We start from the raw sequence: 16,439 nt of genomic DNA on the forward strand, positions 1-16,439 counted from the left end.
AGGCGGCTTTGAATGATGTAGAGTATGTGAAACGAACAAAACAAGTATTACATGAAGAGCAACTTTTTATGTATAACTCATTAGATACTATAAATGGTATTACTGTATATCCGCCTTCAGCTAATTTTATATTGTTCCACATTGAACAAGAAGGAATAACAGCAGAGTCGATTAATGAAGCGCTTAAAAAATATAATATGATTGTTCGCAACTGTGATTCTTATATGGGATTAAATAATCAATGGGTTCGCGTTGCAATAAAAGATCATGATACTAATGTTAAGTTAGTAGAAAAATTAACAGATATTTTGAAAGTATAGGAAGACTATGAAAACATTGTATATTGTGCGCCATGGTGAAACTGATTGGAACAAAATGGGAAAATACCAAGGCATCACAGATGTTCCACTTAATGAAAATGGTTTAAATCAAGCAAAGGCATGTGGTCAGGCTCTTAAAGATGTTAAATTTGATCGCATATTATCTAGTGATTTGAGTCGTGCTTTAGTTACAGCTGAAGTCATTCGCGGTGAACGTACTACTCCTATTACGGTAGATAAACGCTTACGAGAACTTAATTTTGGTGATTGGGAAGCTATGTTATTTTCAGATATCGAAGATCGTTGGCCTGGTTTGATAGATGAAATGTATTTGCGACCACATCTAGTTAAGGTTCCTAATGGTGAAAGCTTTAAGAATTTACAAGACCGTGCATGGGCAGGTCTAGAGGAATTCATCAATGTTAATAATGAGGAGGAAACACTTCTCATTGCTTGTCATGGTGGAACTATACGAACATTATTGTGTAAATTATTAGATATTTCCATTAGTCATTGTTGGAATTTTAGTCAAGGTAATACAGCAATAAATCGTATATTCTATAATGGCATGGGAGAATTTGATCATAATATTTTAAACTTGCTCAATGATACAGCACACGTAGATGTATTACAAGGTCATGCATAATGCGACTAGATAAATTATTAGCCAATAAAGCTTATGGTAGTCGAAAAGAAGTCCATCAAATCATAAAAGATAGAAGGGTTACCATCAATGGTAGTATAACAACGAAAAAAGATACTCATATTGATATTGATGTTGATATAGTTGCTGTTGATGGTAAGATTGTTAGTACTACTCAACTATATTATGTAAAATTTCATAAGCCAAAGGGCTATGTTACCGCCGTAGAAGATTCTAGTCACCCTGTTGTTATGGATTTACTCCCTCCAGAATTCATAAAAATGGGAGTAGTTCCAGTAGGCAGATTAGATAAGGATACAGAAGGACTTTTACTATTAACTAATGATGGTGTGTGGGGACATTCTATCATCAATGGTAATAAACATGTGCCTAAGGTTTATTACGTAGAATTTGAAGGAACGCTATCTGATGAAGGTATACAACGTATTAAAGAGGGAATTCTTCTTGGAGATGGTACGCAATGTAAACCGGCAGAAATTGAATTTGTATCGTTACATTCAGTACATGTAACAATTGAAGAAGGTAAGTATCATCAAGTTAAGCGCATGATTGGTGCTGCAGGTGGTACTGTAACATATTTGAAACGTCTTACGATTGGTCATATTGATTTAAGTGGCATTGAAGAGGTTGGTTCTGCAATGGAATTGACCGTTGAACAGATAGAGGGCTTTAAAAAATAGCATAAAATTCTATTCAATATAGGTATTTTATGGTAAGATTAATTGTACTTTATAGACTAGGAGCAAGATTATGAATGGATTAAATCTGCTACAACAGTATATTAAAGAGCAAGAATTAACAGGCGTCATTTTAATAAGCCCTATAAATCTACATTATTTTGCAGGCTTTACTGGTACTACAGGCTTTGCTATCATTACTCAAGATAAAGCCTTTATGATTACTGATTTCAGATATACTGAACAAGCAACAAAACAATGTGAAGGGTACACAGTTATTCAATATGAAACAACTGTTATGGACACTCTTATAGATATATTCAATGAACATCATATTCACGAAGGTTTATTCGGTATAGAAGGCAAACAAATGCCTGTGGATACGTATGAAACTTTATGTGATACATTAGATGAACGCTTTAATTTTACATCTATCAATTTTGCAAAACTACGTGCGGTTAAGCGTGAAGATGAATTAGACTTATTGCGTAAAGCTGCTAAAATTGGTGATGGTGCTTTTGCTGCCTTGCTACCACAACTAAAGGTAGGGATGACAGAAAACGAAGCGCGCATTATATTAGAATCAGAAATGTTAAAACGTGGATCAGAGGAACCTTCCTTTGCAACCATTGTTGCTTCTGGTAATCGTTCTAGTATGCCTCATGGTGTAGCCAGTGATAAGGTCATTGAAGCAGGTGATTTTGTTACCTTTGACTTTGGTGCAGTATATAAGGGTTATCATTCTGATATGACTAGAACTATTGTAATGGGGCCTGCCTCTGAATTACAAAAGAACCTGTATGGTATAGTTTTAGAAGCACAAAAACGTGGCGTAGCTGCAGTTCGGGCTGGTATTACTGGTAAAGAACTTGATGCAGTTTGTCGTGATTATATTAAAGAACATGGATATACCAAGGAATTTAATCATGGTACTGGGCATGGCGTAGGTCTTGAGATTCACGAAGAACCAGTAGCCAATACTAAATCCGATACGGTATTTACAGAAAATATGATCATTACGGTAGAACCTGGCATTTATATAACAGGTACTATCGGATTGAGAATAGAGGATAGTGTCATCGTCAAATCTGACGGCTATGAGGTGTTGACACATAGTCCAAAAGAGTTAATTGAAATAGGTATTTAGAAGGAGAAGAGTTAGATGATTTCCAGTAATGATTTTCGTCCAGGTGTAACCGTTGAAATTGACGGTAATGTATGGCAAGTAGTTGATTTTCAACACGTTAAACCAGGTAAAGGTGCTGCATTCGTACGTACTAAAATGAAAAACTTGCAAACTGGTTCTGTAGTTGAGCGTACATTTAATGCAGGTGAAAAAGTGCCTAAAGCACATGTTGATCGTCGTCGTATGCAATACTTATATGAATCTGATGGCTCTTATACATTCATGGATAACGAAACTTATGATCAAGTTGAACTTACCCTTGAACAATTAGGTGATGCTAAAAACTTCCTTCTTGAAAATATGGAAGTATCCATCATGTTTTTCCAAGGTATCGTAATCGGTATCGATTTACCTGTAGCTGTTGAACTTCGCGTAGTTGAAACAGATCCTGGTATCCGTGGCGATACTGCGACTGGTGGTAATAAACCAGCCGTATTAGAAACAGGCTACACTGTAAAAGTACCTCTCTTCATTGAAGTAGATGATGTACTTCGTATTGATACTCGTACAGGACAATACATCGAACGTGCCTAATACTCATTGATATGTATTGGGGCAAGATCTTTTTAAGGAATCTTATTCCCCATATATCGTAACATTTGCACTTTAAGCACTTGTCGTCTATGTAATTATATATAGGGACAGGTGCTTTTTTTGAAAGAGGCCAGTATGACCAAGAAAAATACTGAACTAGAGTCGGGTAAGATTAAGATTAACGATGATGTATATGCTACAATTGTAACAATGACAGCGCTTGACACAAAGGGAATTCATCATATGAGTTCCACCTTTAATGATGGCGTTAACACTTTTTTTAGACGTAAATCCGATCATGAAGGTGTTAAGATATCCTTTAACGATGAAGGAGCAATATCAGTTACACTATATGTGTGCATTCAGTATGGATATCGTATTCCTGATGTTGTTTTACGTCTACAAGAGCGCATTAAAACTGCTTTAGTCTCTTATACAGAAATTGAGGTTCAAACTATTGATGTAGTTGTACAAGACATTATTTTTGATGATTTAGTAACACCTCAACAGCCATAGGAGGTATCTCTATGAGTTCAGATAATCAATTAAATTATGGTTTAGACACGGATACCATTGATATTGCAGATTCTGTCATCATTGATGTAGCAACAAAAACTTTAGGAACCATTCCTGGTATTCATTCTTTAAGCCCACGCTTTTACGATGAGTTGGTAGAGGGTATTACCCATGCTTTTGGTCAGCGTAGCTTACCTGGTATCAATGTAAAGCATCGTAAAGGTTTTATTGAAATTAACATTTATATTAAAGCATTGTATGGATATAATCTCATTGAATTATCGAAACAATTGCAATTAGAAATCAAACAAACCTTAAAAAATATGCTAGATCTTGATCATATTAAGGTTGATGTGCATATTGAAGGTATTGTAAAAGAAAAGGAGCCAGTTTTACATGGTAACTAAGCGAAATCGGCGAGAGGCTCGTCAATACGCATTCCAAATGTTATATGCCAATGAATTTCATACTGATCAAAATGATGTTCAATTTCCCGAAGGAAACATTCATAAAGCAATGGATAAAGCATATGCAAATAGTATTATAGAGGGTGTACTATCAAATGTTGAAGCAATTGATGCCACATTACAGCCATTCTGTAAATCTCGTAAAGTAGCAAATTTAGATAAGGTGGATCGTTCTATCTTACGTATTGCTGTTTGGGAAATGACTAATAAAGTGGAACCTTTAGAGCCATCTATTGCTATTAATGAAGCCATTCAATTAGCTAAAGAGTTTGGCTCTGATGCATCTTATAAATTAATTAATGCAATCTTAGACGCATATAATAAGAGTAAATAATGAAACGATATTACTTAGGCATTGATACGAGTTGTTACACTACAAGTTGTGCCATTGTAGATAGCGACTTTCACATAGTAGGGGAAGCACGTAAAATCTTAGAGGTAAAACTAGGTGAGCGAGGACTACAACAATCAAATATGGTCTTTCAGCATACAAAGGCATTGCCTAAGTTAATGTCAGAGTTGCCTCAGGTACCAATTAGCGGTATAGGTGTTAGTGGCTTTCCGCGCCGTGAAGAACGCTCTTATATGCCTGCCTTTATGGTCGGGTTAGGACAGGGGCAAACCTTGAGTCATCTTTTGAATGTGCCTTTACATATTTTTGCACATCAAGAGAATCATATATTAGCAGCTTTGAGGGATTTAAAAAATATTCCTAATGAGCCATTTTTGGCATTACATCTATCAGGTGGCACGACAGAACTAGTATATTGCCATTATCAAGGAAACGGTATTTTTGAATCTCACATCGTTGGTGGTTCTAAAGATTTACAAGGGGGGCAATATGTTGATCGCATAGGTGTCGCGTTGAGCTTACCATTTCCTGCAGGTAAACATTTAGAGGTATTAGCATTACAAACTACAGAATATGAACCATTGCCATCATCTGTAAAAGACGGATGGATTAGCTTTGCCGGTCCTTGTAGTGCTGCTATGCGGCGTATAAATAACGCTATGAGTGATATAGATAAATCTAAGTTAGCTAGAGCTGTTTTTACTTCCATTGGAAATGCTCTAGAAAAAATGATTACTTATTATACTAAAGAGAAACCTGTACGTGCACTCATTGCTGTAGGTGGTGTGATGAGTAATAGTTTACTTCGTAAGCGGATGGAAACCTATTGTAAACGAAATCATCTCCAATTACATGTGGCGCAACCACAATTCTCTGTTGATAATGCCACAGGTAATGCTTTTGGTGCTGCTTATTTACAAGAATCTAGAGGATAATCGTGAATGTATTAACCATTACACAATTAAACAATCTCATAAAACGTACCTTAGATCGTGAATATCTATTAAAGAATGTATATGTAAGTGGTACCATTATTAATGCAAAACGTCATAGCAGTGGTCATATGTATTTTTCTTTAAAAGATGAGGAATCTGCTATTGATGTGACAATGTGGTCTAGTACAGTCATGCAAAAGGGACTAGCTAATGCCATTCAAAATGGTTTATTAGTAACTGTAAAAGCATCTGTTAACTTTTACAATAAAATGGGCCGTTTAAATCTCATTGCATCAGATATGCAAATAGGTGCTAAAAGTCCGTTACAGCTCGAATTTGACGCTCTAAAACGAGAGTTAACTGCTTTGGGGTACTTTGATGATAGCCATAAAGTAGGTTTACCCTATATGGCGAGTTGCATTGGTATTGTTACATCCCAATCTGGTGCTGTATTACATGATATTCTACATGTTAGTAAACAACGCAATCCACTAGTTCAATTTAAATTGTTTTTCGTTCCTGTACAAGGTAGTACCGCAGGCCCAATTATAGCAAAAGGAATTGCTACGGCAGATGCTGATCCAGATATTGATGTCATCATCGTTGGTCGTGGTGGTGGATCTATGGAGGACTTGTGGTGTTTCAATGATAGAGCTGTTGTAGAGGCAATTTATAATGCTCATACACCGATTATTTCGGCGGTAGGTCATGAAACAGATTACACCTTATGTGATTATGTAGCTGATGTACGTGGTGCTACGCCTAGCCATGCTGCAGAAATGGCAGTGCTTCCAATTACTACATTACAAGATCAGTTGACAGAAAAAGAAGAGTATTTACACGAATATATACGCTATACACTACAACAAAAACGTACAGATTTAACATTGCTCTTTAATCGAAAACTTGGCATTCCAGCTCTGCAATTTTTACATAAGCAAAAATCACACTTACAAGAGCTTTCACAAACTCTAACGAATGCAACTAAAGAACGATGTAATGCAGAGAGACATAGCTTAGTATTATTGGCACAACAGTTAGAGTCGCTAAATCCATTACAAATGATCATTAAAGGTTTTGCAAAGGTTGAGCATGATAACAAACCTATTACTTCGGTTGCCCAATTACAAGCAAATGACGATATACGAGTTACACTAGCTGATGGTTATATTACTGCTACGGTAAAGGAGGCGCACAAGGATGGCCGCATCACTAAAAAGTTATGAGAAAAAATATAAGGCCTTAGAAGATATTGTTAAGCAATTAGATGATGGGAATATGACCATTTCTGAGCTTTTATCACAATATAAAAAGGGCTTAACTTTGGTAAAAGAATGTGCTGAAATGCTCGATTCTATTGAAGATGAAGTACAACAAATTATCGAAGAAGTCCGCATCAGCGAATAAGGAGATTCTATGTTCAAAGATTATTTAGCATCTAGCAAACAAAATATTGAACAATGGTTAGGCGAAGTACTTAATAGCCCAAATCAAGAATTTGAACAACTTTATGAATCTATGAATTATAGTTTAATGCAAGGTGGCAAACGAATACGACCTATTTTAACTAAGGCTGTGTTGGAAATGCTTCATAAAGAGCCAGCTGATTATAAGGAATTTCTATGTGCTATGGAGTGTATCCATACGTATTCATTAGTTCATGATGATTTACCAGCTATGGATAATGATGATTATCGCAGAGGTAATTTGACCAATCACAAAGTATACGGTGAGGGACTTGCTATTTTAGCCGGTGATGGGTTATTAACATATGCTTTTCAATTGATGACATCAAATACAGTTGCTAGTGCACAGCAAAAACTAGATGCTATAAAATGTGTTGCTACTGCGGCTGGTCCAGAAGGTATGGTTGGGGGACAAGCCTTTGATTTGCTCAGTGAAGATAAACATATTCCTTTAGAAGAATTAAAGGTTTTACATACTGGTAAAACAGGTGCACTATTTAACGCTTCTGTAGAATTAGGTCTTATTCTTGGAAGTGCTAATAATACTACGCGAACATTCCTTATGGAATATTCTAATTGCCTGGGATTATTATTCCAAATTACTGATGATATTTTAGATGTAACCGGTACTATTGAAGAATTAGGGAAAACACCTGGTAGTGATATTCGCCAACATAAATCTACCTATGTATCTTTACTAGGTTTAGAGCAAGCAAAACATCAAGCCTACTTAGTAGGTAGCCAAGCTCATGATGCGTTAAACTTGGTTTCTTATGATACAACTATACTATCAGCATTAATTGATTATCTTTTAAAACGTACGAATTAATGGGTATTACCTGTAGAAGGTATAAACAATGATTGATATATTACCACAAATAGCACATAATTATATCGCACAAGCTGCATTTTGGGGCTGGTTTACGGCTCAAGCTATCAAATTTGTATGGCAACTCTTAAGACATGGTAAATTCCGACCAGAGCGCCTTGTTGGATCTGGTGGTTTTCCAAGTTCACATACATCATTTGTAATTGCTACAACAACAGCAATTTACCTTAAAAATGGTGTAACGGATCTATTTATATTATCCTTAGTATTTTCAATTGTTGTTATGTATGATGCGTCTGGTGTACGATTAGAGGCAGGACGACAAGCTCAAATACTTAATCAAATTGTAGATTATTTTACCAAAAAGAATATACCTGTTGTCATTACACGTAAAGAAGCATTAAAAGAGTTGTTGGGACATACACCTATCGAAGTATTTGGTGGTTTAATTCTCGGTATTCTTGTGGCCTTTATTCAGTTTTATTGTATTTATCATGGTGTAATATGAACAATAAAGAACGATTAGATATACTCCTCGTTAATCGAGGCCTTTTTGAAAGTAGAGAAAAAGCAAAAGCAGCTATTATGGCGGGCCTTATATTTATGGATACTACGCGCATAGATAAAGCAGGCACCAAGATTCCTGCGGATGCTAATATTATTGTAAAAGGCAATACCCTACCTTATGTAAGCCGTGGAGGACTTAAATTAGAAAAGGCTATTCAAACTTATCCTATCGATTTACATGGGGCTGTGATGATTGATATAGGAGCTAGTACAGGTGGTTTTACAGATTGCGCATTACAAAACGGTGCGTCTAAGGTCTTTGCCATCGATGTAGGATATAATCAATTAGCTTGGAAATTACGCCAAGATTCACGTGTAATTAATATGGAGAAACAAAATATCCGTACTGTTACTGCTGAACAAATAGGTGAACTTGTTGATTTTATTTCTATTGATGTAGCATTTATTTCTTTAGACAAAGTTTTACCAGTAGCTACTAATTTATTAAAAGATACGGGCTCACTTGTGGCCTTAATAAAACCACAATTTGAGGCTGGTAAAGAAAATGTTGGTAAGGGCGGTATAGTGCGAGATAGTGAAATCCATAAAGAAGTATTACATCGTATTCTACATGTTGCGTATGATTGTGGATTGTATACACATGGCTTAACTTTCTCACCAATTAAAGGTATGGAAGGTAATATAGAGTTTTTAGGTTATTTTAAAAAGTACGAAGAAGGGGCCTTAACCATTGATGATACTTTGATTGATACAGTGGTTGCAGAAGCCCATTCATTATAGGAGATTACTATGCGTATCGGATTCTTCCCCAATATGGGGAAAAGCAATATTATGGCAGTTTTAAAAATGGCTGCACATATTTGTAAAGATGAAGGTATCGAAGTATTTTTGCCAGATGATCTCGAATCAGATGCACCTGCACGAGTACTTAAGATTCCTGAAACTCATATTTTAAGTCGCCCAGAAATCTTCAAACAAATAGATATTGCCTTTAGTTTTGGTGGTGATGGTACCATCATCCATCTTGCAAGACAAATTTATCCATATAATGTACCTGTTTGTGGTATTAATCTTGGCGAACTAGGTTTTTTAAATCAAATTGAAATTCATCAAATGCAAAGTCATATTAAACGTATTGCTAATGGTGATTATAATATTGAAAAGCGCGGACATTTATATGCTTATATCGAACGTCATGAGGGTAAAGAGGAAGAACTAGTTCCTATCATTAACGAAATTGTTATCACTCGTGCTGAACCTGCTAAAATGGCTCGAATTAATATGTCCATAAATAATCAACATACGCAAATGTATCCATCGGATGGTTTAATTATTTCCTCTGCTACAGGTTCTACCGGCTATAATCTATCGGCTGGTGGTCCAATCATGAAACCAGATAATCGATCTATCATTGTCACCCCAGTAGCACCACATTTAATTCAAGGTGTAAGCCTTGTTTTAGAGGAACATGATACGATTCAAATTACAATGCCGGAAAGAGAACCACAATTACATATTTGTATTGATGGTACATTTGACTATACTTTTACAAATAAAGAAACCTTACATATAAGCTCTAACCCTGTATATTGTTTATTTGTACGATTCAAGGATCAATGTTTCTTTGGTACACTATTTAAAAAGTTAGCATCTCGTCGAGATGAATTGTTATAACCAAATCTCAAGTGGGGTGGTTTTGTGATTAACATTAACAATGCTGTTCAATTCCAACATTTAATCTGGGATAGATGTATGGAAAATGCCAAAGTGGTAGTAGATGCTACATGTGGTAATGGACATGATCTTTTATACCTTTCTAAACGGGCACAAAAAGCATGCCATCTATATGGAATTGATATTCAAATGAAAGCTATTAAAACTAGCAAGGAGCTTTTACAATCAAATGATATTGCGCCAGAAGTGAGTTTAACGTTTATTCATGACTCTCATGATTTGGCGGTAGCTCATCAATTAAAGGATGAAGTTATTGATTTAATGATTTTTAACCTAGGATATTTACCTGGAGGAAATCACCAAGTTGTAACAAAACCGCATCAAACCATTGATGCCATAAATGAAGGTTTACACAAACTTTCCAAGTCTGGAGTTATCACAATAGTTGCTTACCCTGGAACAACAGAGGGATTTGAAGAAATGCAGTCTCTTAAAACGTATTTATCAGATTTAGATCAGAAAATATATAATGTATGTCATTGGCATCCGATGAACCAAATACATAATCCACCTGAGTTATTTATATTGCAAAAACGATAAAACGAAATATATCTTTATTCATTATGAATAAAACTCATACTCAGTTAGTAAAACCCCCTTTATAGGGGATTTTAATTATACATGTATATTTTTTTATTTTTAAATTATTAATTCCCTATAATTCCCTATAAATAGATGAACCTTATGAGCTATGAATTTACACGTTATCAATATATAGAATATTAACAATATTTTAAATATTAATATAATATGCATAAGACGTATAATATATGCGATTTATACCATATATTAATTATGAATATATGGTATAATATTATCAGAAAGATACTATTCTCTTTTATGTGCAAGGTTTAAAAAAGGGAGTTCAAAATGAAACGCTATCGCTATAACAAAATTAAAGAGATCGTGCAGTCCAAGGCGATTGAAACACAAGAGGAATTAGCTGCGGCTTTACTAGAAGAAGGTATTGAAGTTACACAAGCTACAGTTTCTCGTGATATTAAGGAATTAATGTTAATCAAAATTCCTACAGGCGATGGACATTATCGTTATGCATTATCTCCAGAGGAAAATGTAGTTTTATCTCGTAGTCGTATTAACCGATTATTCCAAGATTCTTTGATTAAGGTTGATCACAGTTTAAACCAAGTTGTATTACATACAATCCCTGGTTCTGCTCAATCTGTAGCATTTTCTATCGACCATGCAAAATGGACTGAAATTATTGGTACATTAGCAGGGGACGATACTATTTTGTTAATTGCAAAATCCGAAGCTGAAGTTCCAGCAATTTTAGCGAAAATTCAAGATTTAATGAAGGACTAATAATATGTTAACGCAAATGAGCATTCGCAACTTTGCGTTGATTGAGCAAATGAATATTTCATTTAATGATGGCATTACTATCTTTACCGGCGAAACTGGGGCAGGGAAATCCATTCTTATGGATGCCTTTAGTATCCTATTAGGAGAACGCGCAAGTAGCGAGTTTATTCGTCACGGTAAAGATAGTTTTGTTATTGATGGAATATTTGATATTGCTAATCACCAAAGTATTCAAGACCTATTAGAGTCTAAAAATATCATGATAGAAGAAGGCCAGTTAATTCTATCAAGATCCTTTAACCGTAATGGCAAATCTAGTATATTGGCTAATGATCAACCAATACCTTTAAAAGCTTTAAAGGAGATTGGTCAATACTTAGCAGATATTCACGGACAATATAGCAACCAACGTTTACTAGACGCTGATACACATCATGAATATTTAGATACTTTTAATAAAGAAGGAAAAGAAGCCTATAAAGCTTATATTGATGCGTATAAAATGTATAAGCAAGCAAAACAAGATGTAGATCATTTACAAGAAAATATGTCTGAGCGAGCCCGGGAGCTTGATATGCTTAGATACCAAATCGACGAAATTGAAGATGCTAGTCTGAGTGTTGGTGAAGATGTAACTATTGCTGAAGAACTTAAGCGTCTTGACAGTTTTGAACATATCGATAAGGTATTAGGTTCTTGTTATGATGTCTTTTATAATGGACGTCAACCATTACTTGATACGATTAACTCGATTAAGGTAGAGGTTAATGATCTAGTAAAATATGACAGCGAGTTAAAAGAAGTCTCAGAAATGGTGGACTCTGCTTATTTCCAACTAGAAGAAGCTGCACAATCTTTAGATCGTTACAGGGATACTATCAGCTACGATGAAGAGCGTTATAAGTATTGCCAAGACAGAGATACCACAATTTATAGCTTAAAGAAAAAATATGGTGAAACCGTAGAAGATATTCTAGCATACGAAGAAAAGGCGCAATCTCGTTTAGAAGAACTAGAAGGCCTTGTATTTGCTCAAGATGAATTAGAAACACGTCTTGAAGAAGCAAAAAAGGTAGCAGAAGAAGCGTTAACAGTTTTACACGAGGTACGTCAAAAAAATGCAAAAGAGATTGCTACGGCCTTACATCAAGAATTAGTGGATCTAGGGATGCCCAAAGGGGATATTCGTTTTCATATTGAAGAGGGGACTGAGTTATCCTCATTAGGTGCAAAGTCTATTGAAATGTTATTCTCTGCGAATAAAGGGGAACAGTTATTACCTCTACATAAAGTAGCATCTGGCGGTGAGTTAGCTCGCATTGCATTAGCCTTTAAATCAGTATTCCGTAGTGACGCTTTTAAAACGATGGTATTTGACGAAATTGACGTTGGTATCAGTGGTGATATAGCACTTAAGGTGGCAGAAAAAATACTTAATTTATCTAGAACAAATCAAGTATTTTGTATTACTCATTTGCCTCAAACTGCAAGTATTGCGAAACAACACTATCATCTATCTAAAATCGAGCAAGATGATCGTACAATCTCTACATTAGTAGTCTTAAATGAGGACGAACGAGTAACACAAATCGCGTCTATGATGTCTGGTAAGGGAATGTCTGCTACAGCACTTGCGGCGGCGAAAGAACTTATTGACCATTTTAATTGACTAAAATCGCATAATTACTTATACTAATAGTATTAAATGAATATGTTGATAGAGGTGCGAGTATTAAGAGTAATCATGAGGAGTAGGCATGCATTGATCCATGATAAAAGGGATGCTTGCCGAAGTTCGATGATTGCGACTCATCGTTCTGGTTGTCTATTTAATAGATAGACAACTGTCATCAATCTTGTATTGGTGGAGTGCTATCATTGAGCTTTTCATAAGAGTATATATAGCTATATAATCTATAAGGCCAGTGGATGCATCCACTGGCTTTTTTGGAGGTATATATGATTCGAGTAATGGTAAATGGCGCTGGCGGCAAAATGGGTCGTGAAGTGGTCAAAGCAGTACATAACGATCCTGATTTAACATTAGTTGGTGGTATTGATCCGACTAAGGCAGGGGAAGATGTAGGCTCTGTAGCAGGAATCGAACAATTAGGTATCAAGATGAATGCCTCCATTGATGAGGTATTAGATACAAATAAACCTGATGTGATTGTAGATTTCACTAATCCTGCAGTTATTTATGAAAACGCGAAGAAAATGTTATCCGCTGGTATTCATGTAGTCATCGGTACTACAGGATTGACCGCAGAACAACGTGATGAACTTGATACAATAGGTCGTTCCAATCAAGCGAATTGCTTAGTGGCGCCAAACTTTTCTCTTGGGGCGGTAATGATGATGAAAGTGTCTGCAGAGCTCGCTCCATATTTCCCTAATGTAGAAATTATAGAATTACATCATAATCACAAATACGATGCGCCTTCTGGCACAGCTATTTTAACAGCTAAATTGATTAACGATGCTAAACAAGCTGCTAAGGTAACTGCTGATGAGGATTTGACTCGTGAAAGCTTACCAGGTGCTCGTGGTGCTAAGGTTGACGATGTAACAATTCATAGTGTACGCCTTCCAGGTTATGTGGCTCATCAAGAAGTATTATTTGGTGGTTATGATGAAACATTAACCATACGTCATGATAGCTTAAGCCGTTTATCTTTTATGCCAGGCGTAGTATTAGCATGTAAAAAAATTAGTTCTAAAACTGGCTTAACATACGGTTTAGAACATTATTTATAATATTTGTGCAAGGAGATGTATCAATGAAAAAACCTAATGTTGCAATTCTAGGTGCTACTGGTGCAGTAGGTGCTGAATTTATTACACTTATTGAAGAACGTAACTTTCCTTATGAAAACTTAAAACTATTAGCTTCCGCTCGTTCTGCAGGTACAGAACTTACTGTGAATGGTAAAACATATATTGTAGAAGAAGCAAAACCTGAGTCTTTTGATAATATTGATATTGCGTTATTCGCAGGTGGCTCTATATCTAAGACATTAGCGCCAGAAGCTGCTAAACGCGGTGCTATTGTAATCGATAACTCTAGTGCTTTTCGTATGGATCCTGAAGTTCCACTCGTAGTACCAGAAGTTAATCCTGAGGATATTTTGAAACATAAAGGTATCATTGCAAATCCTAACTGCTCTACAATTATAATGAGTTTAGGATTAAAACCTCTTCATGATATTTCTCCAATTAAACGTGTAGTTGTAAGTACATATCAAGCTGTATCAGGGGCAGGTAAAGAAGGTATTGAAGAACTTGAAAATCAAGTAAAACAATATACTGCAGGCGAAGAAATGACAGCAAATTTATTACCAACAGGCTCAGCTCCTAAACACTATCCGGTAGCGTTTAACCTATTGCCACAAATTGATGTGTTCTTAGAAAACGATTATACTAAAGAAGAAATGAAGATGGTTTACGAAACGCAAAAAATTCTTCATGATGAAACAATTCAAGTAGTTCCAACTACAGTTCGTGTTCCTGTATATCGCTCCCATTCGGAATCCGTTTTGGTAGAAACAGCAGAACCTGTATCTGTGGAGGCTTTCAAAGCAGCATGTGAAAAATTCCCTGGTTTACAAGTTAAAGATAATCCTGCTGAACAAATTTATCCTATGCCATTGTATACATCTAATCAAAACGACTGTGAAATTGGTCGTATTCGTAAAGACTTATATAATGACAAAGGTATGAACTTCTGGATTGTAGGGGATCAAATTCGTAAAGGTGCAGCTCTTAACGCGTTGCAAATTGCTGAGTACTTGGTGGAAAAACAGGCATTTTAGTCTATCAAGGGGAGGATATATATGAAAACCTTTGGTCGAGTGTTAACAGCTATGGTGACATCCTTTAATAGTGATGGATCTGTAAATATTGAAAATTGTATAGATATCGCCAATTATCTGTTAGATAATGGCTCTGATGGTCTTGTAGTTTGTGGTACAACGGGTGAAAACCCAACTATGTCTAGAGACGAAAAATTAGCTCTATTTAATGCGATTGCAAAAGAATGTGGACATAAAGGTTCGATTATTGCCAATGTAGGCAGTAACGATACAAAAGCTTCTGCAGACTTTGTAAAGGAAGTCTCTAAAATCGATGGTATCGATGGTTTGCTAGTTGTAGTACCTTATTACAATAAACCTAACCAACAAGGCCAATATTTGCATTTTAAAACTATTGCAGAAGCTACTACATTGCCAATTATGGTGTATAATGTACCAAGTCGTGTGGGGACAGGTATTTTCCCAACTACCTTAGTACAACTACATAACGAATATCCACATATTTGTGCTATCAAAGAGGCAAGTGGTAATTTAATGATTGCTTCTGAAATTAAGCGTTTAATGCCTGGAGATGATTTCATGGTATATAGTGGGGACGATGGTCTTACATTACCGATGTTATCTATTGGAGGATGTGGAGTCGTATCTGTAGTATCTCATGTAGCAGGCAAAGATATGAATGCTATGATTCAAGCTTATGAATTTGGCCATAACTACGAAGCGATTCGTATTCATCAAGCTTTATCAGAAATTATAAAAGCGATGTTCATTACCACAAATCCGATTCCTGTTAAATATGCAGCCCGTAAAATTGGCTTACCTGTGGGAAAATTTAATTTACCAATGTGTGAACCGACGTCTGATGAAGCAGCATATATTGATAAAGCATTAGCAGAATATCTAAAATAAAATATCAGTATAAAATAAAAACCAGTAACTACATTGTAGCTACTGGTTTTTATTTTATAATACAATCTTACTGTTATTTTTGATTAGAGTGACATTATTTGTATTATATTAATTGTATTTTAATGTAAAAATTTATAATTATGGTATAATTTCTCTGGAGATAGTATTTTTAACTATACTCTAG

Annotated in this window: 20 protein-coding genes, 1 pseudogene and 1 riboswitch; all 21 genes and pseudogenes read left to right on the forward strand. The window is 35.5% G+C overall.

Going from position 1 to position 16,439, the window contains the following annotated elements; translation table 11 throughout:
• Window positions 1-320 (forward strand): annotated as a pseudogene (locus HMPREF1865_RS09430) (pyridoxal phosphate-dependent aminotransferase); the annotation flags it as partial.
• Window positions 321-327: 7 nt separating this feature from the next.
• Window positions 328-966: an alpha-ribazole phosphatase gene (gene cobC / locus HMPREF1865_RS08200; protein WP_004697091.1), complete on the forward strand. Its 639-nt coding sequence runs from the start codon at window positions 328-330 to the stop codon at window positions 964-966.
• The gene (locus tag HMPREF1865_RS08205; protein WP_008713895.1) at window positions 966-1,664 is read left to right on the forward strand and encodes a pseudouridine synthase; all 699 of its coding nucleotides are present in this window, start codon (window positions 966-968) and stop codon (window positions 1,662-1,664) included. Before cobC ends, HMPREF1865_RS08205 begins: the two co-directional genes overlap by 1 nt.
• Before the next feature lie 70 nt (window positions 1,665-1,734).
• A complete protein-coding gene (locus tag HMPREF1865_RS08210; RefSeq protein WP_004697030.1) occupies window positions 1,735-2,808 on the forward strand; it encodes a M24 family metallopeptidase in 1,074 nt (357 codons plus the stop codon).
• 15 nt (window positions 2,809-2,823) lie between these two features.
• On the forward strand, window positions 2,824-3,381 hold the full coding sequence (efp, locus tag HMPREF1865_RS08215) for an elongation factor P (protein WP_004695799.1): 558 nt from the start codon (window positions 2,824-2,826) through the stop codon (window positions 3,379-3,381).
• 135 nt (window positions 3,382-3,516) lie between these two features.
• Entirely contained in the window at window positions 3,517-3,897 is a 381-nt protein-coding gene (locus HMPREF1865_RS08220; RefSeq protein ID WP_004695801.1) for an Asp23/Gls24 family envelope stress response protein, read from the forward strand.
• A gap of 11 nt (window positions 3,898-3,908) precedes the next feature.
• Complete coding sequence (locus HMPREF1865_RS08225; protein ID WP_004695803.1) at window positions 3,909-4,304, forward strand: Asp23/Gls24 family envelope stress response protein; 396 nt, start codon at window positions 3,909-3,911, stop codon at window positions 4,302-4,304.
• Window positions 4,294-4,698, forward strand: coding sequence for a transcription antitermination factor NusB (gene nusB / locus HMPREF1865_RS08230; protein ID WP_060919794.1), 405 nt, complete (start codon window positions 4,294-4,296; stop codon window positions 4,696-4,698). The genes HMPREF1865_RS08225 and nusB overlap by 11 nt, the downstream gene beginning before the upstream one ends.
• Window positions 4,698-5,651, forward strand: coding sequence for a Kae1-like domain-containing protein (locus HMPREF1865_RS08235; RefSeq protein WP_060919795.1), 954 nt, complete (start codon window positions 4,698-4,700; stop codon window positions 5,649-5,651). Before nusB ends, HMPREF1865_RS08235 begins: the two co-directional genes overlap by 1 nt.
• 2 nt (window positions 5,652-5,653) lie before the next feature.
• Window positions 5,654-6,877, forward strand: a complete 1,224-nt coding sequence (gene xseA / locus HMPREF1865_RS08240; protein WP_060919796.1) for an exodeoxyribonuclease VII large subunit — start codon at window positions 5,654-5,656, stop codon at window positions 6,875-6,877.
• Window positions 6,852-7,058 carry an exodeoxyribonuclease VII small subunit gene (gene xseB, locus HMPREF1865_RS08245; RefSeq protein ID WP_060919797.1) on the forward strand — a complete coding sequence of 69 codons (207 nt, stop codon included), beginning with the start codon at window positions 6,852-6,854 and terminating at the stop codon, window positions 7,056-7,058. Before xseA ends, xseB begins: the two co-directional genes overlap by 26 nt.
• Before the next feature lie 9 nt (window positions 7,059-7,067).
• A complete protein-coding gene (locus tag HMPREF1865_RS08250; RefSeq protein ID WP_060919798.1) occupies window positions 7,068-7,946 on the forward strand; it encodes a polyprenyl synthetase family protein in 879 nt (292 codons plus the stop codon).
• 28 nt (window positions 7,947-7,974) lie between these two features.
• Window positions 7,975-8,454, forward strand: coding sequence for a divergent PAP2 family protein (locus HMPREF1865_RS08255; protein ID WP_004695814.1), 480 nt, complete (start codon window positions 7,975-7,977; stop codon window positions 8,452-8,454).
• Window positions 8,451-9,254, forward strand: a complete 804-nt coding sequence (locus HMPREF1865_RS08260) for a TlyA family RNA methyltransferase (RefSeq protein ID WP_008713910.1) — start codon at window positions 8,451-8,453, stop codon at window positions 9,252-9,254. The genes HMPREF1865_RS08255 and HMPREF1865_RS08260 overlap by 4 nt, the downstream gene beginning before the upstream one ends.
• Before the next feature lie 9 nt (window positions 9,255-9,263).
• Window positions 9,264-10,148, forward strand: a complete 885-nt coding sequence (locus HMPREF1865_RS08265; RefSeq protein WP_024061669.1) for an NAD(+)/NADH kinase — start codon at window positions 9,264-9,266, stop codon at window positions 10,146-10,148.
• Window positions 10,149-10,172: 24 nt separating this feature from the next.
• On the forward strand, window positions 10,173-10,748 hold the full coding sequence (gene mnmM, locus HMPREF1865_RS08270) for a tRNA 5-(aminomethyl)-2-thiouridylate-methyltransferase MnmM (protein ID WP_060919799.1): 576 nt from the start codon (window positions 10,173-10,175) through the stop codon (window positions 10,746-10,748).
• A gap of 330 nt (window positions 10,749-11,078) precedes the next feature.
• Window positions 11,079-11,534, forward strand: coding sequence for an arginine repressor (argR, locus tag HMPREF1865_RS08275; protein ID WP_004695825.1), 456 nt, complete (start codon window positions 11,079-11,081; stop codon window positions 11,532-11,534).
• 4 nt (window positions 11,535-11,538) lie between these two features.
• Window positions 11,539-13,203: a DNA repair protein RecN gene (gene recN / locus HMPREF1865_RS08280; RefSeq protein WP_060919800.1), complete on the forward strand. Its 1,665-nt coding sequence runs from the start codon at window positions 11,539-11,541 to the stop codon at window positions 13,201-13,203.
• 41 nt (window positions 13,204-13,244) lie between these two features.
• Window positions 13,245-13,417: riboswitch (Lysine riboswitch) on the forward strand.
• A gap of 76 nt (window positions 13,418-13,493) precedes the next feature.
• Window positions 13,494-14,291: a 4-hydroxy-tetrahydrodipicolinate reductase gene (dapB, locus tag HMPREF1865_RS08285; RefSeq protein WP_060919801.1), complete on the forward strand. Its 798-nt coding sequence runs from the start codon at window positions 13,494-13,496 to the stop codon at window positions 14,289-14,291.
• A gap of 23 nt (window positions 14,292-14,314) precedes the next feature.
• The gene (locus tag HMPREF1865_RS08290; RefSeq protein ID WP_060919802.1) at window positions 14,315-15,346 is read left to right on the forward strand and encodes an aspartate-semialdehyde dehydrogenase; all 1,032 of its coding nucleotides are present in this window, start codon (window positions 14,315-14,317) and stop codon (window positions 15,344-15,346) included.
• 21 nt (window positions 15,347-15,367) lie between these two features.
• Window positions 15,368-16,255 carry a 4-hydroxy-tetrahydrodipicolinate synthase gene (gene dapA, locus HMPREF1865_RS08295; RefSeq protein ID WP_060919803.1) on the forward strand — a complete coding sequence of 296 codons (888 nt, stop codon included), beginning with the start codon at window positions 15,368-15,370 and terminating at the stop codon, window positions 16,253-16,255.
• The last annotated feature ends 184 nt before the right edge of the window (window positions 16,256-16,439 follow it).

The organism is Veillonella parvula (assembly GCF_001553335.1).
Taxonomy (GTDB): Bacteria; Bacillota; Negativicutes; order Veillonellales; family Veillonellaceae; genus Veillonella; species Veillonella parvula_S.